The organism is Vreelandella azerica, from assembly GCF_013112225.1.
GTDB lineage: Bacteria > Pseudomonadota > Gammaproteobacteria > Pseudomonadales > Halomonadaceae > Vreelandella > Vreelandella azerica.
The window spans coordinates 216895-236451 of sequence record NZ_JABFHI010000004.1; the positions used below are offsets into that span (position 1 = coordinate 216895).

Below are 19557 nucleotides of genomic sequence, written 5' to 3' on the forward strand. Positions count from 1 at the left end.
ACCGCCTTTGCAATCCTCCAGACAGCGAGACTGACGATGGCAGTAAACACGTCCTACCCTTGGTATAAAAAGAAGATACGGACGCCTTCTTTGCACTTTTTCAGAACAATATCGCCAACTTTGTGATTATTGCCATCACCATGCTTGGGATGGGTTTTCCCGCTGACATTGTCTATGGGCAGGTGCTGCCCGGAGCAGCGGTTGCCGTCATGGCGGGCAACTTCTACTATGCCTGGAGCGCATCGCGGCTGGCACGCAAGGAAAACCGCAACGATGTCACCGCCCTCTCCTACGGCATTTCCACCCCCGTGATGTTTGTATTTCTGTTTGGCGTGCTCTTGCCTGCCAAACAGTTGACCGGCGATGCGGAAATGGCCTGGAAGATTGCCGTTGCTGCCTGCTTTATCAGCGGTGCCATTGAGACATCCATCAGCTTTATTGGCCGCTGGGTGCAGTACCACCTTCCCCGCGCCGCCATGCTGGGTGCAGTGGCAGGCGTGGCGCTGACCTTTATCGCCGGTGAGATGCTGTTCAAGACCCTGGAAATGCCGATTATCGGCCTGGTTGTGCTAACCCTGATTATTGTTGGCCTGGTGGCACGGGTCAGCATGCCTTTCCGCATCCCGACCTCCCTGTTTGCGATTATTGTCGGCACCCTGATGGCCTACCTGATTGGCGATGCAGGAAGTGAGCGTTTCAGCGATGCCTTCACTCATCTGGGCTTTTACCCGCTAGTACCGGGACTGGACTGGTATGAAGGGCTAGGGCTGCTGTTTACCAGCATGCTGGCGGTATTGACCGTGGTGCTACCCATCACTCTTTACAACGCCATCGAAACCATCAACAACGTAGAAGCCATGGAAGCCGCGGGCGATGGCTATGATGTCAGGGAGTGCCAGGCTGTGGATGGTGCCGGTACCATGCTGGGCGCCCTGTTTGGCGGGGTCTTTCCGACCACGGTGTATATTGCCACCGTGGGTGCCAAGTGGATGGGCGCCGGACGCGGTTACAGCCTGTTAAACGGCGCTGTTTACGCCATCGCCACCATGTTTGGCCTGATTGCAGCGCTGGCAGCGATCATTCCGGTTTCCGTAGTGGCGCCTATTCTGGTATTTGTCGGCATTTCGATGATTGCCACGGCCTTCCAGGCCAACGACACGCGTTACTATCCCGCCGTTGCCCTGGCCATGCTGCCCTACTTTGCCAACTACGTGATGACCCGCTTTAACCGTGGCGCGGAGGAGGTGGTCAGTGACATCTCCAACGCCATTGTACTGATGGGCCAGGGCGCCATGTTCATGGCGATTTTCCTGGGTGCCATTACCGTCTCAGTGATCGACCATCAGTTCCGGCGCGCCGCCGCCTTCGCGCTGACGGCGGCGGGCTTCTCTTTTGTCGGCCTGATGCATGCGCCCAAGCTGACTCTGAATGCTGCCCCGGATTTTGTGATTGGCTATCTGGTCATGGCGGCCATGCTGGTCTATTTCAGTGGCAGCAACGCCGCAGCCTGTAAAGCCCTTGGACTATCGATCACCCCGGTGAGCGCGCCTCGCCGGGGTGATCTTCTTCTGGCAGATCCTTGCCGGGTTTACGCTTGGGGCTGGAAAGAATACTGACCAGCACCCGCCAGGCGACCAAACCGGCCAACACATTCCCCACGGCGGCTCCCATGGCAATGCCCAACCAACCGCCTAGCACCGAGCCTAGCCAGATGCATGGCAGGTAGCAGATAAATAACCGCGCGGCTGACAGCAGCATGGAACGTAAAGGCCAGCCCAGCGCATTGCCCGCTGACACCACCAGCATGCAGATACCCAGAGCCGCATAGCTGGGTAACAGAAAACGGATCAACAGGATCAGGGCATCCTGTACCGCTTTTTCGCTGGTCAGGGCGGCGGCTACCCAAGGCGCCAACAATGCCAGCGCAATGCCCAAACCAAGTTGCCAGACCAGCGCCACTTTGAGGGCCAGCCGCATCAAGCGATGTATCTGCCCCCAATCACCGGCCCCGTAACAGCGCCCGAGCCAGGGCGGTAACGACATCGTCATGGCCAGAATCACCATCAGTGAGACCGTTTCCAGACGGCTTGCCAATCCCCAGGCCGCCACATGGGTTTCGCCCATGGACGCCACCACCGTAATCGCCAGCATGGCAGCCAAGGGGGCATTAACTGGCCAATCATCGCCGGCCCGGCTATCTGCATGAAGGGCCGCGATGAAACTAAAGCCTCTTTATAAAGCCCCGTCATCTCCAGCCATTGGCGCAGGATCAGCCGTCGGCCAGTAATCACCAGGCCAGTAGAGAAAGCAAGGGTTGTCGCCCAAGCAGCCCCGGGCAGGCCCAGGCCTTCCCAGGGGCCAACCCCGAAAATCAGCAAAGGGTCCAGCGCCAGATTGACGGCACTGCTGAGTACCATCATCTTACCAGGCAGTTGGGTGTCGCCGTGGGCGCGAAAAACGCTGTATACGAAATACAACAGCGCGCCCAGCCAGGCGGCAAGCAGCTGCGGCCACCAATAACGGTTGATGTAGCTCAGGGTCGTCTCATCGGCGCCTAGCTGGGTGAAAATAACGTTCTGAAATATCCCCAGCAACAGCGCCAGCAGGGCAATCACGCCGCTTCCCATCATCAATACCATGCTACCAAGGCGTTTGGCACGCTCGTTTTCACCCGCGCCGATTGTCCGCGAAATCAGTGCGGCAATCGCAATCCCCATCCCGACCTGAACACCAATAATCAGAAAGGATAGCGGGAAGGTAAAGGATTGTGCGGCCAAGGGCGCTGTGCCCAGGCGGGCAATAAAGGCACTATCAACCAGCTGGAAGCCCAGCAGCGCCAGCACCCCAATCGCCATTGGCCAGGTTTGCTGCCATAGGGTTTTACCTAAGCCATGCTGCAATGCGATCTTGATGGCACAACCTCCAGACCTTGATGGATAAAGCCACAAAAGCCACCCCAGTCTTTGACTGAGGTGGCTATCATTATGGCATCTTAAAACATGCTAAAGAGATTACTGACGAACACCTTCAAACGTCACGTAAAGTTCCAGGGTATGCATGGCCTCCGGAAAGCTGCTCATATCAATACCGTAATCAGCCAGGGTTAATTCAGTGCTGCCTTCAAAACCAGCGCGATAGTTACCCCAGGGGTCTTCGCCCTCACCCATCAGGGTCACCGGCATTTCAAAGTTCTGGGTTTCACCGCGCAGAGTCAACTCACCCGTTAGTACGCCAGAGTTTTCATCCGTTGGCTCAAAACCGGTTGATGTGAAGGTTGCCGTTGGATATTCACTGGCGTCGAGGAAGTCTTCACTGAGAATATGACGATCACGTTCAGCATGATTGGAATTCAGACTGTTAACCTGTACTTCCATATCAATTGAAGATGCTTCCAAGTCTTCCGGATCATAAAAGAATTCGCCATCAAAGTTTTCAAAGCTACCCAGAATATATGAAAACCCCAGATGATTGATCTTGAACTGGATAAACGCATGCTGACCTTCAATATCAACAGCATAAGTATCCGCCTGGGCCTGACTAAGCGGTACCAGACTAACAGCGGCAATAGCAGCAGCAATGGCAGTTTTATTCAACATAATAAACTTCCTTTCGCAGATTTATAGAATCGTTATTTAAACAAGGGTTATTTATCGCGCAATGAATAACGCGGGTCGAGCATACGTTTCAAGGTCGCTTGACGATCAACCCAATGGTGCTTGAGAGCGGCCAGCATATGGCCTGAGGCCAAAATGATCAGCGCCAGAGCGCTGTACCAGTGAATATCTCCCGCTAAGCTCGCCTGGTTGGGTAAATCATGCAGGGTGGCGGGAAGATCAAACCAGCCAAAGACATCAATCGGGCTGCCTTTCGCCGTTGACATTAAATAGCCACTAACAAACACCGTCAGTAACAGCACGTAAAGCAGTAAATGGCCTGCATGGGCAGCAATGTTTTCCCAGCGTTTACCCTCGGCAACAGGTGTTGGTTGAACAAGACGCCAAAAGATTCTGAATAGAATAAAACCTAATAGCAGAACACCCAGCGAACGGTGAATCCAGGGGGCCTGATTATACCATGGGTCATAATACCCGAGCTCCGTCATCCACCAGCCCAATATAAAAAGGCCAATAATCACAACGGCACTCACCCAGTGCATAAAAATGGCGATAAGACCCCAGCCCGCCTGACTGTTTTTCAACATAATGTTGCCCTTATTCAATGTCATAGTGCTGCCGAAATCCAACATGCCTGAAAATATAAACGTGCAACCACAAGACTGAATTAGCTGACTCAACAACATGCGAAGCTATGATAGCGTTTAAAAAAGAATTTAACTGCTGAAAAAAGCTGAACACTTCATTCGGAAAAAATACCGCTCACAAAACAATATGGCAGAAATAACAACCGGGCAGTGGCGCCCGGTTGTTGTGCCTTTGCAGACGTCGTGTGATTAACCAGCCAAGGCATCCAGGCCACGGGCCAGATCACGTTGAATATCATCCAGGTGCTCAAGCCCGACCGCAACGCGAATAAGCCCCGAAGTAATGCCGACGGCCTCCCGCTGTGCCTCGGAAAGGCGACCATGGGTAGTGGTAGCAGGATGAGTGATGGTGGTTTTGACATCGCCGAGGTTACCGGTAATCGACAGCATTCGGGTCGCATCAATCACCTGCCAGGCACCCTGCTGACCATTGATGACTTCAAAGCCCAAAACGGCCCCAAAGCCCTTTTGCTGTCGGCGTGCCAGTGCATGTTGAGGATGATCCTCAAGGCCACTGTAGTAAACACGGCTGACGGCCGGATGCTGTTGCAGCCACCTGGCAAGGCTTAACGCCTGTTCGCAGTGCGCTTTCATGCGCAGCGACAGGGTTTCCAACCCCTTGGTAAACACCCAGGCATTAAAGGGGCTCATGCAAGGTCCACAGGTGCGCACCACACCGAATACCTCTTCCAACAGCGCATGGCTACCCACTACAGCACCGCCCACGGCACGCCCCTGGCCATCAAGATACTTGGTGGCCGAATGGATGATCAGATCGGCTCCCAGCGCCAAAGGCTGCTGTAACGCTGGTGTCAGAAAGCAGTTATCAATTGCCAACAAAACGCCATGCCGCCTGGCCAGTGCCGCCAGGGCAGGCACATCAGCAATTTCAGACAGCGGATTGGATGGCGTTTCGGCAAACAACATTTTGGTCGCTGGGGTGATAGCATCCTCCCAGGCCTTCAGGTCTGAAAGTTCTACGTAACGGGTGACAATCCCGAACTTGCCGAGATACTTATCAAACAGGCTGACCGTTGAACCAAACAGCGAGCGCGAAGCAACAATTTCATCCCCGGCATTCAGTAGTGCCATGGCCGTCGCAAGAATTGCCGACATGCCAGAACTGGTCGCCACACAGCGCTCACCGCCTTCCATTGCCGCCAGGCGTTGCTCAAAGGTGCGCACTGTTGGGTTGGTAAAACGTGAGTAGACGTTACCGACTTCTTCCCCGCTGAACTTGCGTGCCGCCTCAGCGGCACTGGAGTATACAAAGCTTGAGGTGGGAAAGATGGGCTCGGAATGCTCCTGCTCAGCCGTGCGATCATGGCCAGCACGCACTGCCAGGGTTTCAAGCGACATACCCTCTAGCGACGCCTCATCCAACGACTGAGACCACTCTTCATCTTGCCCAGTTTTTTTGAATAGGGTCTTTATGCTTAGTAAGCCCATCATGCATAGGAAGCTCCTCTTGCTCGGCCATCAGTCATCCAGATCGTCATCCTGGTTATGCATATCCACCAGGGCATGATCACCGGCACTATGATCTTTGGCGGAATCACTGCGACTTTCCTCAAGCGCTTGCAGATAAGCGCTATCGATATCGCCGGTCACATAGTTGCCATCAAACACCGAGCAATCAAATCCGTCAAAAGCCGGATTAACCTCACGACAGGCTTCTTTCAGGTCTTCAAGGTCCTGATAGAACATGCGATCAGCACCGATCAGCTCCCCAACTTCCTCTTCACTGCGGCCATGGGCGATCAACTCTGACGCCGCAGGCATATCAATGCCGTACACGTTCGGGTAGCGTACCGGCGGTGCCGCCGAGGCAAAATAGACGTTGCGCGCCCCAGCATCCCGGGCCATCTGGATAATCTGCTTACAGGTCGTACCGCGCACGATGGAGTCATCGACCAACAGGACATTCTTGTCCTTGAACTCCACATCAATGGCGTTCAGCTTCTGGCGCACGGATTTCTTGCGCTGGGTCTGCCCCGGCATGATAAAGGTGCGGCCAATATAGCGGTTCTTCATGAAGCCTTCACGGTAGGTCACGCCCAGATGCTGGGCCATTTCCAGTGCTGAAGTGCGTGACGTATCGGGAATCGGGATGACCACATCGATATCGTGATCAGGCCATTCACTCAACACCCGATCGCCCAGCTTGCGGCCCATCTGCATGCGGGTGCCATAGACGTAGGCACCGTCCAGGATCGAGTCAGGGCGCGCCAGATAGACGTGCTCAAAAATGCATGAACGCAAGACCGGACGATCAGCACATACCTGAGTGTGTATCTTGCCTTGCATATCGACAAAAATCGCTTCGCCGGGCGCCAGATCCCGCACCAGCTCAAAACCACCCACGTCAAGCGCCACTGATTCAGAGGCAATCATCACTTCCTGCTGGCCCTCTACCTGACGAGTGCCAAATACCACCGGACGAATGCCAAAGGGATCGCGAAAGGCCACCATACCAAAGCCATTGATGATGGCGACTGCCGCGTAGCCGCCCTTGCAGCGACGATGCACACGACGCACTGAGTCAAAAATGTCTTCCGCTTCCAGATGCAATCCCTGCTTGCCCAGTTCATGAGCAAACACGTTGAGCAACACTTCTGAATCGGAACTGGTATTGATATGACGCAGATCGGTCGAGAACAGCTCCTGCTTCAGCTGGTCTGAATTGGTGAGATTACCATTGTGCGCCAGGGCAATGCCGTAGGGCGAGTTCACATAAAAAGGCTGTGATTCTGCCTCACTGGACGAGCCAGCTGTCGGGTAGCGAACGTGGCCAATACCCAGGTTACCCTTCAAGCGAGCCATATGGCGGGTATGGAACACATCGCGCACCAAGCCGTTGCTCTTGCGCAGTAGAAAGCGTCCTTCGCTCCAGGTCATCATGCCCGCAGCGTCCTGGCCTCGGTGCTGAAGTACGGTCAAGGCATCATAAATCGCCTGATTCACCGTTTGCTTGGCCAGAAGGCCCACTATACCGCACATACTCTATACCTCACTCGATACGATAACACAGGTAACCAGAAGCACTGAGATTCGGCACCCTAGCTATACAGACAATGGCAATCAGCCGGTTGTTAACGCTTACTCGCTTGCTATCAGCCGCTTATCCAGCATTGCGCTGAGGTAGCTGGGGCAGAGGAATATCCTTTAATGAATCTGGCGCCTGTGGCAGACGGCCTTCCCACTGGTCGAGCTGACTCAATGCCCACTCGCGCAGCTGCTCAAATGTCGGCCTCAAGGTGGCTTCCTGCCAGGCCTCAAGTTCGACCAGTGGGGTCAGGGTAATCATCACCGTCACCACCACCAGAATCGCCGCGCCACGGGCAGCACCGAAGGCAGCCCCTGCCAACCGATTCAAGAACCCCATGCCGACCCAGACAATGGCGGCATGCACAAGGCGGATGACAATACCACACAGCAAAATTACTGCAAAAATCACCAGCACAAAGGCCAGCACCAAACGTGCATCGGCGTTGTCGATAAACTCCGCCAGCAAATCGGCTACCGGCTCCGCCAACACCCTTGCAACCAAAAGGGCAACCACCCAGGCCGCCAGACCCAGGGCTTCGCGTATCAGGCCACGTGCAAACCCCGCCAGCGTGGAAAGCGCCAGCACGGCCAGAAACAACGCATCAATCCAGGTTAACGCCATAAATTAGTCTCTCACCCGCACCAGCAGGCCCTGATAATTGACCCGCTCTTTTACCAGGGCCATGGCGCGCTCACCCTGTGCGGAAGTTTCAAAAGGCCCCACCAGAACCGCCGTCAGCTCTTCGTTGCGTTCACGGGTAAAAACGCTGAACCCCTGCTCTTCCAGTTCGGTTCTCAAACGCTCAACGTTTTCAGGGTTGCCAAAACTACCGATCTGCACCCCCATTCGCCTTCAGCGTTGGCTGCGGGCATGGCATCGTTACTGCTGGTTTCACCAGCGTCTTCTGAACGGCTGGGTGATACAGTATTCAAAGGCTCAGGGCTTGAGATATCGTCTGGTGCTTCCACGGCAACTGATGAAACAGGCGCTGGCTCATTGGCCAGCTGAATACTTTCTGGCTGCTCAGGGGCCACCACTTCACGGCGCGGCACATCGATTGGCCGCTCTATAGTGAAAGAAGGCTGCTGGCGATCTGCCCTGGGTTCAGGCTCGCTCATTAACCAGGGCAGTAGAATAATGGCCAGAGCCACTAGAATGACCGCACCGCTGATGCGTTCTGTTTTGCCGTATTTCATGTCTTTCTCCCTCCTCTCAGCATGCGCCTGCGATGTGGTCACACCGGCTTAGCGCACGTCGCCTGTGGCAGATCAATTGCCAACAGTTCCCCTACGGTAAAAAAGCCAGTGGCAAGTACGCGATCTTCGGGCATCAGCTTGCCTTTCAATCCTTCAGCCCCAAGCACTGGCGTTGCAGCACACCCATGCACAAAACCGCCCTGGCGTTCAATTTCTACTGCCAGTGATTGTGCCGAACGCCCTCTTGGCCCCGACAAGCCAACACAAATCCAATCGGTCACCACTGGGATCAAATGCGCCACAACGCCTTCGATATCTTTGTCATCCAGCATGCCAATCACACACCAGAGCCTGCCGTTTGCCTGCGCCCCAAGGCGTTTTGCCAGGTAGGCTGCCGCATGCGGATTGTGCCCGACGTCCAGGCACCATTGGCCTATCCATTGCATTCGCCCGGAAAGCACAACCTTGCCCAGCGCTTGCCGGGTTGTCTCAGCGTTGAGATCACAGCCTGCCAGCATCAGCGCCTGTAGCGCCGTGGCGGCGTTATCCAGCGGTAACCCAGGGTCAGGCAAGTTATACAGGGTTAACCGCTGGCCATCAGGGTTCTCGCCCTGCCACTGCCAAAGTTCGCTTTCAACCGACGAACGCTCAAAGGTAGAACCCAATTCGTACAAAGGGGCACCCAGCTTGCGGGCGGTGTCTGCCACGCTGCCGGGCAGGCATTGGCTCCCCAACACTGCTGGTCGGCCAGAACGGAAGACACCTGCCTTCTCGCGCCCTATCTGGGCCAGATCAGTTCCCAGAAAGTTGGCGTGATCCAGGGCAATGGTGGTGACGATGGCGACATCAGCATCAATGATATTGACCGCATCCAGGCGCCCACCCAGCCCGACTTCGAGAAAGACGATATCCAGCCTGGCCTGGGCCAGACACCAGAGCGCACACAGGGTGCCGGCCTCAAAATACGTCAGGCTGATTTCAGGCGAGCGGCAGCGCGCTGCTTCAACCTGTTCAAAACCGGCCACCAGCTGCTCATCGCTGGCTTCGTTACCCAGTAGCGTCACCCTTTCGTTGTAGCGTACCAGGTGAGGTGAGGTATAAGTGCCCACTCGCATGCCGTGGGCGGCGGCGACAGCTGTCATCATGGCAAGCGTTGACCCCTTGCCGTTAGTACCAGCGACGGTAACTACTCTGGGGGCAATCGGATGGTCGAGCAACTGCATACGCCGAGCGACATCCGCTACCCTCTCCAACCCCATATCAATGCCGACAGGGTGAAGTTGCTCAAGATAGTCGAGCCATGCGGCAAGCGACCTAGCCATGACGGGGGTGTCATCCCCATGGCCAGAGGAGTTGGACGCTGCCCCTTGCTCAGGCGCTGAATCCTGAGCGACCGGCTTGGCCCCCTCCTCTGGCGAAGCTGGCTCAGCAGCAACAGACGCTTCATCCACAACAGGTTCGCTAATATCAGCCGCCGCCAATGGCTCTTCAGCCGGCACCTCGCTCAAGGCTTGATGATGGGTCAGCTTGCGCAGAATGCCGCCCAGGCGCTCACGCATCGCATGGCGATGCACGATCATGTCGACGGTGCCATGCTCAAGCAGGAACTCGCTGCGCTGGAAGCCCTCAGGCAGGGTCTCACGCACGGTCTGTTCAATCACCCTGGGGCCAGCAAAGCCGATCAGGGCATTCGGTTCGGCGACATTCAGATCACCAAGCATCGCCAATGACGCTGAAACACCCCCGAACACCGGATCAGTCAGCACCGAAATATACGGCACCCCTGCCTGCTTGAGTTTTTCCAGTGCCGCTGAGGTCTTGGCCATCTGCATCAGAGAGAACAGCGCTTCCTGCATGCGCGCGCCGCCCGAGGCAGAAAAGCACACCAAAGGAATCTGCTCTTTCAGCGCCAGGCTTGCCGCGCGCACAAACTTCTCGCCAACCACCGCGCCCATGGAGCCGCCCATAAAGGTGAACTCAAAGGCAACGGCAACAATCGGCAGGCCATCCAGCTGACCCTTGAAGGCCACCAGGGCGTCATTTTCACCGGTTTCCTTCTGTGCCGCGGTCAGACGATCCTTGTATTTCTTAGAATCACGGAACTTGAGGCGGTCATTAGGCGCGATGTCCTTGGCGACTTCTTCACGGCCTTCCTTGTCCAGAAACCAATCAAGGCGCTTGCGCGCGGTCAGGCGCAGATGGTGGTCGCACTTGGGGCAGACGCTCTGATGCTTATCCAGTTCAGGAAGATAGAGCACTCCCTCGCATTTCGGACACTTACGCCACAGGCCGTCTGGCACGCTGGCGCGGCGGTCTTTGCGCTGTATACGCCCCATGGAGGGAACAATCTTATCTAGCCAGCTCATATCAAAAAGGCTTCCATTATACGTCAATGCCCGGCATGGCCAGGCGCTGATAGGTTGTCAGACGTTAATACCCGGTGATTGACAACATGGATACACCCACGCGGGTAAAACAACGTAACGCCTGTGATTAAATGTCAACTGCAACAATCTACCTAGCCATTCATCAACTAGGCATCCATGGCCGTGCGCATCTCGTTGAGCACGGTTTTAAGCTGCCCGGCGATGGTTTCAGGGGCATCGGCACTGGCGGCTATGCGTGATACCAGCGCGCTGCCCACTATCACGCCATCCGCTACCTTGGACACCTCTGCGGCAGTCACGCCATCGCGAATGCCGAACCCGACGCATAGCGGCAGATCGGTCATTTCACGCAGCGGCGCCAGATGCTCCGCCACATCGTCTGCATTCAGAGTGGCGGCTCCAGTCACCCCTTTCAGGGAGACGTAATAGAGGTAACCTTCACCGTGGGCGCATATTGTAGCGGCACGCTCATGGGAGGTGGTAGGGGCTACCAGAAAGATGGCGTCCAGCTGATGCGATTTAAGCAGCGGGCCGATTTCTTCCGCTTCTTCAGGCGGCATATCCACAATCAGCACCCCGTCTACCCCGGCGCGGGCAGCCTGGTCAGCAAAGGCCTGATAGCCGATACGTTCGATCGGGTTCAGGTACCCCATCAGCACGATAGGCGTTGTGGTATCGGTCTGGCGGAAGGTGGTGATCATGTCAAACAGATCCACCAGACGGGTGCCTTGCTTGAGCGCCCGCTCGCAGGCTTTCTGGATCACTGGCCCATCGGCCATGGGGTCGGAAAAGGGTACACCCAGCTCGATGATGTCAGCACCGGCTTCTACCAGGGCATGCATAAAGCCGACGGTATGCTCAGGCGCCGGGTCACCGGCGGTGATATAAGGGATCAGGGCCTTGCGGCCCTGCTGCTGAAGGTCACTGAAACGTTGTTTGATGCGGCTCATTACTATCCCTTAAATTTCGATACCGTCGAGCTTGGCGACCGTCATGATGTCTTTATCGCCACGGCCTGAAAGATTCACCACAATATGTTGATCAGTGCGCATGGTGGGTGCCAACACCTTGGCATGCGCCAGGGCGTGCGCGGTTTCCAACGCAGGCATGATGCCTTCCATCCGCGTCAGCTCACGGAAGGCTTCCAGCACCGCATCATCGTTGGCGGCAACATAGTTGACCCGCCCGACGTCTTTCCACAGCGCATGTTCCGGGCCGACACCTGGGTAGTCCAGGCCAGCAGAAATCGAGTGGGTATCCGACACCTGACCCGCCTCGTCCGACATCAGGTAGGTACGGTTACCATGCAGGACACCGCGCGGCGCATTGGATGACAAAGGTGCGGCGTGACGACCGGTTTCAACTCCGTCACCACCGGCTTCCACGCCGTACATGGCCACTTCTTCGTCTTCCACGAACGGATAGAAAAGCCCCAAGGCGTTGGAGCCGCCGCCCACACAGGCAATCAGGGCGTCCGGCAGGCGGCCAATCTGTTCCATTGACTGGATACGCGCTTCACGCCCCACCACGCTGTTGAAGTCACGCACCAGCTGCGGATAAGGATGCGGACCTGCCACCGTGCCAATGATATAGAAGGTGTTATCGACGTTGGTAACCCAGTCGCGCAGGGCTTCATTCATGGCATCCTTGAGCGTGCGCGTGCCGGATTCGACCGGAATAACCCGCGCGCCAAGCAGACGCATACGGTAAACATTCAACTTCTGACGCTGCACATCGGCCGCGCCCATGTAGACATCGCACTCCAGCCCCAGGCGGGCGGCGACCGTTGCCGTTGCGACCCCGTGCTGGCCGGCACCGGTTTCCGCAATGACCCTGGGTTTGCCAGTCTTCTTGGCGAGCAGTGCCTGGCCGATGGTGTTGTTTACCTTATGGGCGCCGGTGTGGTTCAGGTCTTCACGCTTTAGCCAGATCTGGGCACCGCCGAGTTTTTGCGACCAGCGCTCGGCATGATAAAGCGGCGAGGGGCGGCCAACAAAATAGGCAAGATCACGATCAAATTCTGCCTGAAAGGCAGGATCATTGCGCATGCTGGCATAGGTGTTTTCCAGGTCTTCCAGCGCGAAACTCAGCGTCTCCGACACAAAACGCCCACCGTAAGGACCAAAATGGCCACGGGCATCCGGCATTTGCGTCAGGTCGCTGAACCTGGTCTTGGTACCAGCCTGGGAAGCGGTGTTGGAGACGGTTGCAGAGACAGTCACAAGGATACCTCTCAAGATTGCCCGAACGGGCAAAAGTAGATGAAATATATACTATCTGGCAGTCAGGACGGCGTTTGGTTCGCCGTTTGCACGGCATCCACAAAGGCTTGCATTCTGGTGACATCCTTGATGCCTGGGGCACTTTCAATTCCACCCGAAACATCAAGCGCATAGGGAGCCACCCGATGAACCGCATAGCCTGCATTATCTGCCACTAAGCCACCTGCGAGGATAACAGGTTTTGTCAGGTTTGCGGGAATTCTCGACCAGTCAAAGGTGTCCCCGGTACCACCCGGAACGCCTGGACGATATGCGTCCAGCAGCAGCCCGCTGGCATTGCCGTAGCGCTTGGCAGCGGCAGTCAGATCCAACCCGTCACGCATGCGTAACGCCTTGATCCAGGGGCGGTCATAACGTTCGCACACGTCCGCTGGCTCATCACCATGAAACTGCAGCAGATCAAGGTAGGGCAAACAGGCGGCTATGGTGTCTTCAGGCTGATCGACAAAGAGACCAACGCGGGTCACAAACGCCGGCACATCAGCGGCCAACTCGGCAAGCTGTTCAACGTTGATAGCGCGTTTACTGTCGGGCCACATCACGAAACCGATGGCATCAACGCCCATGGCAACCGCGGCGGCTACGTCCTGACGACGGGTTAACCCGCAGAACTTGATTCGCGTTCGCTGAATAGGCATCACAATACTGGCTTCTCCGCAGTGGGGACATTGAGCAGGCCGCTGACCTGTTCACGACGCAGGCGCACCATGGCGTTATCGGGAATTTCCCGCTCGCCGGTCCACTCCCCGTAAAGGCAAGAAGGTTGGGACCAAGCGGTTCGCGGGGCAAGTCAAAGGCGTCATCATAACAGGAATCAACAAAGTGCAGGCCGCAGGCTGGGGCTGTCACATCGCCCTGCTTGCGATCACGCAGCGCCAGCAAGCGCTCGATATAGCCTTCATCCTCGGTTCCTCGCCCAACACTGACCAGCGCCCCGACGATATTGCGAATCATGTGATGCAAAAAGGCATTGCCCTGCACATCCACCATCACCAGAGGGCCGAAACGCTTGACGTCAATGAAGTGCATGAAACGCCGTGGCGTTCTGGAACGACAGCCAGCAGCGCGGAAACTGGAGAAGTCGTGCTCCCCCACCAACGCCTGGGCCGCCCGGTGCATGGCATCGGTATCCAGAGGGTCACGGCACCAGGTGACATTTGCCCTTTCCAGCACTGGCCGGTTCATCTGGTTAATCAGCAGGTAGCGATAACGACGGGCCAGGGCATGCAGGCGGGAATGAAAAAGTCCGGCACCTGCTTTACCCAACGAATGGCAATATCTCGGGGCAGATGGGTATTGGCACCGAAGATCCAGGCTTTCTCACTACGCTTGACCGGCGCATCGAAATGGATGACCTGACGGGTCGCGTGGACGCCGGAATCGGTACGCCCGCTGGCATGTACCCTGATCGGCTCGCTGGCGACCCGTGAAAGCCCCTCTTCCAGGCTGGCCTGAACGGAAGCTGCGTGACTCAGGCGCTGAAAGCCACAGTAATGGGTACCGTCATACTCGATACCCATGGCGAGACGGCCTGTCAGCGGCGTTTTTTCATCAAAGCGATCAAACAGCGACATCAGTTCACATAATTATCAGGTTAGGAAGACCGCATATTATCCCGACCTGGGCGCTGGAATGCCACCTCTTCTATTTCCCAATCATCATTCAGATCCACTTTCTGGTTTGCCGCCTGGGTATTGGCACGCTTCTGATCACGGCTAGACGATTGCTTTTCAGCCTGATCATTTGCGTCCCCAGGCGCCTCAAATTCCACGGTGGGCTGCATCAGCGTTTCCGTATCTTTGTCACTTTGCGGCTCTGCACTGAGAGATGGCGGCTGGTAATCGATAAAATGCTTGCGCTCATCGTTGCCGTGGCGCTGCTGTCCTGTTTCAGCGGATTCGTCAGCTTGTGTATCGCCTTCTGCTTCAGCTTTCTTAGTCGCCTCGTTTTTTTCCTCTGGCTCTTGGCTGCTTACTATTGCCTGATCAAGCGGTTCCGAATCAGGCGAGGCCTTGCCAAAAAGCCCAGAGGCCTGGCTGCGCCTCAGATCTGCAGGTTGTGATTCGAGTGTGTCGGCAGCATTTTCAGGTGTGTCTTCGTGGCGGGTCTTTACCTGCACTGTTTCTCGCGCCTCTTCAATGGCACTAAAGCGGCTGGGATTATCGCGCGTGACTGTCTGACTTGACTCACTTGCCTTGCTTGACTCACTTATTCCGCTTGTTTTACTTGCCTCACCTGTCTCGCTTGCCTGGGTACTGGCAGGCGTGACAGCCGCCGCAGACTGGGCCGTTTCTGGTGGCACATAGGCTGCCTTTGGTGCTGGCTGAACGACGTTGGTGGCGCCAGAGGGTTCAGCATCAGCCTGATGGGTTTTGACTTCCTGCCACTCCTTGGCCTGGCGGCGGCGTATCATCAGCAATAACACTAATAGCAAGAGAACCGCGGCAGCGGCCAGAGGCCAGCGGCTGTCGCGCAGTGATTGCGAATAAAAATCCTGGCTCCAAGCCATCGCCTGGGCCAAAGCACCAGGTTGATCAGCGGGCGAATCTTCCGTAACAGCCGTTTGCTCGTCTGGCTGGCTGGAGGGTGAACCCTGAGGCGCAAGGCTTTGCGCCGCCGCCAAGGCTTGATTCAGACTCGCCACCTCGTTACGAAGTGCTTCAATTTCAGCCTGCATCAACTCACGCTCCTGGCGTAACTGGTCAAGCTGCTGGCGCTGCTCATCCAGACGCATGTCGCGTAACTGGCGGTTCAGGGCCTGCGCAACCTCAAGCGCCTGAGGCGAAATAACGACGTCGGAATCATTACTATCAGCGGCGCTTCCACCTTCCACGGCAGCTTCAGCAAGCGCTACATCCGCAAGCGGCGTATCTTCAGACGGCGTAGCGGATTCACTAGGTTCACCCGACTCGGTGGCCGCCGTTTGTGATGATGAAGCAGAGGAAGAGGACGCAGTGGATACTGGCTGCGCTGACTCATTACTACGATTACGCCAGGCGGTGTTCATGGTATCTATGATACGGGCTGCATTTGCAGGTGACTGACTGAAGACCTCTGCATCACTGGGCATTTCCAGGGTATATCCCGCCCGCATATCGTTGATATTGCCAGATGGAAAGCGGCTTTCATTGGCTTCAAGCAGGGCCAACATCATCTGCTGAACACTGGCTTGGGGTGGCTTGACGCGTTCAGCCACGCTCCACAGGGTATCGCCACTATTGATGTAGGCAGGCTCACGGGAGCTTACTGAGTCTGCAGAGCTTTGCGGGCTTGTTGGCGCTGATACCGGCGTGCTGCTGACCACTCTGGATGAGCCAGCCTCAGATGCTTGTGCGGATGGCGTGCCGGGTGGATCAAATAATAGCGTCAGCACCTGAGACTGGCGGCCATCAGGCGTTTCCAGGGTTAACAGCAAATCCAGCCAGGGGTCGTTTACCGGGGTCGATGAGGTCAACTGCAAATAGGGCCGCGAACCGCCCTCCAGCGATATAGACACATTCTCTGTCAAAGACGTCCAGTCAAGGCCAAGGGCTCGAAAAGCGGAAGGCTCGGCAAGGCCAACACGAATATCATCGGTACTAAAACCACTGGTATCGGTCAGTGGTACTGTCGCCCTCAGCGGAGAATCAAGAGAAGATTCAACGTTTGGCTCACCGATATCCAGCGCCATTGCCAAAGGGCTTACGGCTCCCCATGCTGCCAGCACCGCCAGTAAGATTAATCGTTTCATTGAACCCCCTTTTGACTCGCGCCATCATGGCTTAAGAACCCATGGTCAATAACTCTTAGCTACTGACTCAGTCTCCAATCCTAGCTTATTTTTAATACAAATTAACTTTTTTCAGCGCCCTACCAAAATGAAAACCATAACCCAAAAAATTAAGCACCTACTTAAACAATAAAAGCTTAAACGAATTGATGCATAAAAAGATTGCAAAAACTGAACATAAAAAAAAGGGGCTATCGAGATAGCCCCTTTCCTGATTGTTGCGTTTTATCGACTCGCAAATGCGAAATTACTGCTCGCGCAGAATCTTCAACATCCGCTTGAGCGGCTCTGCGGCGCCCCACAGCAATTGATCACCCACGCTGAAGGCTGACAGGTATTCACCGCCCATGGCCAGTTTGCGCAAGCGGCCTACCGGCACCTGAAGCGTGCCTGTGGCGGCGGTCGGCGTCAGGCCGTCAATGGTGGCGTCCTTGTCATTGGGGATCACCTTGACCCACTCATTGTGCTTGGCAATGCGCTCTTCGATTTCATCCATCGGCACGTCCTGCTTGAGCTTGATGGTGAATGCCTGGCTGTGCGAACGCATGGCACCGATACGCACACACAGGCCGTCAATCGGGATAGGGTTGTTATCGAGGCCCAGAATCTTGTTGGTCTCGACCGACCCCTTCCACTCTTCACGGCTCTGGCCGTTATCGAGCTTGGTATCGATCCACGGCAGCAGGCTGCCTGCCAGGGGGCGCCGAAGTTATCGGTGGGGAAGTCACCCGAACGCATGGCGGCGGTGACCTTGCGGTCGATATCCAGAATCGCGCTGGAAGTATCTTTCAGCTCTGCGCCGACACAGTCATGCAGGCTACCCATCTGGTTGAGTAGTTCGCGCATGTGCTTGGCGCCGGAGCCAGAAGCTGCCTGATAGGTCATCGAGGTCATCCACTCGATCATATCGGCTTCAAACAGGCCACCCAGGCCCATCAGCATCAGGCTGACGGTGCAGTTGCCACCCACAAATGTCTTGGCGCCCTTGGCCAGCTGGGCATCGATAACCTTGCGATTGGCTGGGTCCAGTACGATGGTGGCGTCGTCTTCCATACGTAGCGAGCTGGCGGCGTCGATCCAGTAGCCTTTCCAGCCGCTATTGCGCAGATCACTGTAGACAGCCTTGGTGTAGTCGCCACCCTGGCAGGTGACAATCACATCCAACGGCTTGAGTTCGTCCAGTGAATGGGCGTCCTTGAGCGGAGGTACGTCAACGCCGATATCGGGACCCGGCTGGCCAACCTGGGAAGTGGTGAAGAAAATCGGCTCAATGCCGTTAAAATCACCGTCTTCCTGCATGCGCTGCATCAGCACAGAACCGACCATACCGCGCCATCCTACGAAACCGACTTTCAACATCGTGAAGTCCTCCAATAAAGAATGAACCGCCCATTATACACAACTATTAAAAATAATTTTTCCGACCATTGGCTCAGGGCCAATGGCTCTGGATGCCGATCCTACTGCACTACTGCTGTTTGGCAAAAGCGGCAAGCACCGCATCGCCCATGGCATCGGTACCGACTGTCTGCATGCCTTCAGAGGCAATATCAGCGGTGCGTAGACCATCATCCAGTACCTGACCGACCGCTGCTTCAATGCGCTCGGCCATGGCCGCCTCACCCAGTGAGTAGCGCATCATCATCGCCACTGACAGCATCATTGCCAAAGGGTTGGCCATATTCTGTCCGGCGATATCCGGGGCGCTGCCATGGCAGGGTTCGTACATGCCCTGGCCGCTTTCGTTAAGCGATGCCGACGGCAGCATGCCAATCGAACCGGTCAGCATGGCTGCCGCGTCGGAAAGAATATCGCCAAACATGTTGCCCGTTACCATCACATCAAACTGCTTGGGCGCGCGCACCAGCTGCATGGCGGCGTTATCCACATACATATGGGAAAGCTCGACATCCGGGTATTCCGGCGCCAGCCGGTTCATCACCTCACGCCACAGTATAGTCACTTCAAGGACGTTGGCCTTGTCCACGGAGCACAGCTTCTTGCCACGTTTCTGGGCCATTTCAAAAGCCACCCGGCCAATCCGCTCAATTTCGCTTTCTGAATACACATAGGTGTTAAAGCCGACGCGTTCGCCGTTGCGCTCTTCAATGCCCCGAGGCTGACCAAAATAGATGCCGCCGGTCAGTTCGCGCACGATCATGATATCCAGACCCGCCACCAGCTCTGGCTTAAGGCTGGAGGCGCTGGCCAGCTGAGGGTACAACATGGCCGGGCGCAGGTTGCCAAACAAGCCAAGGTTCTTGCGCAGCCCCAGTAGGCCCTTTTCCGGGCGTTTAGACAGATCTTCCAGGGTATCCCACTGAGGACCGCCCACTGCGCCGAGCAGGATGGCGTCGGCCGCCTTGGCCTTGGCCAGGGTCTCTTCGGGTAGCGGTTCACCGTGAGCATCATAGGCGCATCCCCCTACCAGACCTTCTTCCAGCTGGATATCCAGCCCGGCGTCCTGGCAGGCACGCAGCAAGCGCTTGGCCTGGGCAGCAATTTCGGGGCCGATACCATCACCTGGCAGAAGTAAAACGTTGTGCGTCATTACAGGATCCTTCAATCATGAGTCAGGCTGAACACGGTTATTCAGCCAGGAAGACAACCAAC

The 19557-nt window shown here is 56.1% G+C and carries 13 protein-coding genes and 5 pseudogenes; 1 reads left to right on the forward strand and 17 read right to left on the reverse strand.

From position 1 onward, the window contains the following. Positions 1-36 precede the first annotated feature (36 nt). A pseudogene (locus tag HLB35_RS11125) lies at positions 37-1616 on the forward strand (NCS2 family permease). Here HLB35_RS11125 and HLB35_RS11130 read toward each other — a convergent pair. The 17 genes and pseudogenes from HLB35_RS11130 to leuB form a co-directional block, all read right to left on the reverse strand. Next, positions 1531-2855, reverse strand: a pseudogene (locus HLB35_RS11130) (MATE family efflux transporter). The pseudogenes HLB35_RS11125 and HLB35_RS11130 overlap by 86 nt on opposite strands. 156 nt (positions 2856-3011) lie before the next feature. Beyond that, entirely contained in the window at positions 3012-3596 is a 585-nt protein-coding gene (locus HLB35_RS11135; protein WP_171702628.1) for a YceI family protein, read from the reverse strand. 47 nt (positions 3597-3643) lie between these two features. Then, positions 3644-4201 (reverse strand): cytochrome b, encoded by a 558-nt coding sequence (locus tag HLB35_RS11140; protein ID WP_171702629.1) that lies wholly within the window; start codon positions 4199-4201, stop codon positions 3644-3646. Positions 4202-4450: 249 nt separating this feature from the next. Further along, positions 4451-5620 carry an O-succinylhomoserine sulfhydrylase gene (locus HLB35_RS11145; RefSeq protein WP_171702782.1) on the reverse strand — a complete coding sequence of 390 codons (1170 nt, stop codon included), beginning with the start codon at positions 5618-5620 and terminating at the stop codon, positions 4451-4453. Between the two features lie 120 nt (positions 5621-5740). Beyond that, the gene (gene purF, locus HLB35_RS11150) at positions 5741-7261 is read right to left on the reverse strand and encodes an amidophosphoribosyltransferase (RefSeq protein WP_171702630.1); all 1521 of its coding nucleotides are present in this window, start codon (positions 7259-7261) and stop codon (positions 5741-5743) included. A 121-nt stretch (positions 7262-7382) separates the two neighbouring features. Beyond that, positions 7383-7931, reverse strand: coding sequence for a CvpA family protein (locus tag HLB35_RS11155; protein WP_171702631.1), 549 nt, complete (start codon positions 7929-7931; stop codon positions 7383-7385). A gap of 3 nt (positions 7932-7934) precedes the next feature. Beyond that, positions 7935-8150, reverse strand: coding sequence for an SPOR domain-containing protein (locus HLB35_RS18440; protein ID WP_328731648.1), 216 nt, complete (start codon positions 8148-8150; stop codon positions 7935-7937). Continuing rightward, positions 8105-8506: a hypothetical protein gene (locus HLB35_RS11160; RefSeq protein WP_328731650.1), complete on the reverse strand. Its 402-nt coding sequence runs from the start codon at positions 8504-8506 to the stop codon at positions 8105-8107. Before HLB35_RS11160 ends, HLB35_RS18440 begins: the two co-directional genes overlap by 46 nt. 38 nt (positions 8507-8544) lie before the next feature. Beyond that, positions 8545-9828: a bifunctional tetrahydrofolate synthase/dihydrofolate synthase gene (gene folC / locus HLB35_RS11165; protein ID WP_171702783.1), complete on the reverse strand. Its 1284-nt coding sequence runs from the start codon at positions 9826-9828 to the stop codon at positions 8545-8547. Positions 9829-9930: 102 nt separating this feature from the next. Next, positions 9931-10872 (reverse strand): annotated as a pseudogene (gene accD / locus HLB35_RS11170) (acetyl-CoA carboxylase, carboxyltransferase subunit beta); the annotation flags it as partial. Positions 10873-11039: 167 nt separating this feature from the next. Further along, positions 11040-11843, reverse strand: coding sequence for a tryptophan synthase subunit alpha (trpA, locus tag HLB35_RS11175; protein WP_171702632.1), 804 nt, complete (start codon positions 11841-11843; stop codon positions 11040-11042). Between the two features lie 9 nt (positions 11844-11852). Continuing rightward, the gene (gene trpB / locus HLB35_RS11180; protein ID WP_171702784.1) at positions 11853-13040 is read right to left on the reverse strand and encodes a tryptophan synthase subunit beta; all 1188 of its coding nucleotides are present in this window, start codon (positions 13038-13040) and stop codon (positions 11853-11855) included. A 137-nt stretch (positions 13041-13177) separates the two neighbouring features. Further along, a complete protein-coding gene (locus tag HLB35_RS11185; RefSeq protein WP_171702633.1) occupies positions 13178-13813 on the reverse strand; it encodes a phosphoribosylanthranilate isomerase in 636 nt (211 codons plus the stop codon). After that, a pseudogene (gene truA / locus HLB35_RS11190) lies at positions 13813-14749 on the reverse strand (tRNA pseudouridine(38-40) synthase TruA). Before truA ends, HLB35_RS11185 begins: the two are co-directional and overlap by 1 nt. A 20-nt stretch (positions 14750-14769) precedes the next feature. Next, on the reverse strand, positions 14770-16905 hold the full coding sequence (locus HLB35_RS11195; RefSeq protein WP_171702634.1) for a FimV/HubP family polar landmark protein: 2136 nt from the start codon (positions 16903-16905) through the stop codon (positions 14770-14772). Between the two features lie 286 nt (positions 16906-17191). Beyond that, positions 17192-18303: pseudogene (asd, locus tag HLB35_RS11200) on the reverse strand (aspartate-semialdehyde dehydrogenase). A gap of 109 nt (positions 18304-18412) precedes the next feature. After that, the gene (gene leuB / locus HLB35_RS11205; protein ID WP_171702635.1) at positions 18413-19495 is read right to left on the reverse strand and encodes a 3-isopropylmalate dehydrogenase; all 1083 of its coding nucleotides are present in this window, start codon (positions 19493-19495) and stop codon (positions 18413-18415) included. Between the last annotated feature and the right edge of the window lie 62 nt (positions 19496-19557).

Excerpts from the sequence above, each read along its gene's own strand:
- HLB35_RS11135 (WP_171702628.1), bottom strand. The coding sequence starts at position 3,596 with ATGTTGAATAAAACTGCCATTGCTGCTGCTATTGCCGCTGTTAGTCTG.
- HLB35_RS11140 (WP_171702629.1), bottom strand. The coding sequence starts at position 4,201 with ATGTTGAAAAACAGTCAGGCGGGCTGGGGTCTTATCGCCATTTTTATG.
- HLB35_RS11145 (WP_171702782.1), bottom strand. The coding sequence starts at position 5,620 with ATGTCGCTTGAAACCCTGGCAGTGCGTGCTGGCCATGATCGCACGGCT.
- purF (WP_171702630.1), bottom strand. The coding sequence starts at position 7,261 with ATGTGCGGTATAGTGGGCCTTCTGGCCAAGCAAACGGTGAATCAGGCG.
- HLB35_RS11155 (WP_171702631.1), bottom strand. The coding sequence starts at position 7,931 with ATGGCGTTAACCTGGATTGATGCGTTGTTTCTGGCCGTGCTGGCGCTT.
- HLB35_RS11160 (WP_328731650.1), bottom strand. The coding sequence starts at position 8,506 with ATGAAATACGGCAAAACAGAACGCATCAGCGGTGCGGTCATTCTAGTG.
- folC (WP_171702783.1), bottom strand. The coding sequence starts at position 9,828 with ATGGCTAGGTCGCTTGCCGCATGGCTCGACTATCTTGAGCAACTTCAC.
- trpA (WP_171702632.1), bottom strand. The coding sequence starts at position 11,843 with ATGAGCCGCATCAAACAACGTTTCAGTGACCTTCAGCAGCAGGGCCGC.
- trpB (WP_171702784.1), bottom strand. The coding sequence starts at position 13,040 with ATGCCGGATGCCCGTGGCCATTTTGGTCCTTACGGTGGGCGTTTTGTG.
- HLB35_RS11185 (WP_171702633.1), bottom strand. The coding sequence starts at position 13,813 with ATGCCTATTCAGCGAACGCGAATCAAGTTCTGCGGGTTAACCCGTCGT.
- HLB35_RS11195 (WP_171702634.1), bottom strand. The coding sequence starts at position 16,905 with ATGAAACGATTAATCTTACTGGCGGTGCTGGCAGCATGGGGAGCCGTA.
- leuB (WP_171702635.1), bottom strand. The coding sequence starts at position 19,495 with ATGACGCACAACGTTTTACTTCTGCCAGGTGATGGTATCGGCCCCGAA.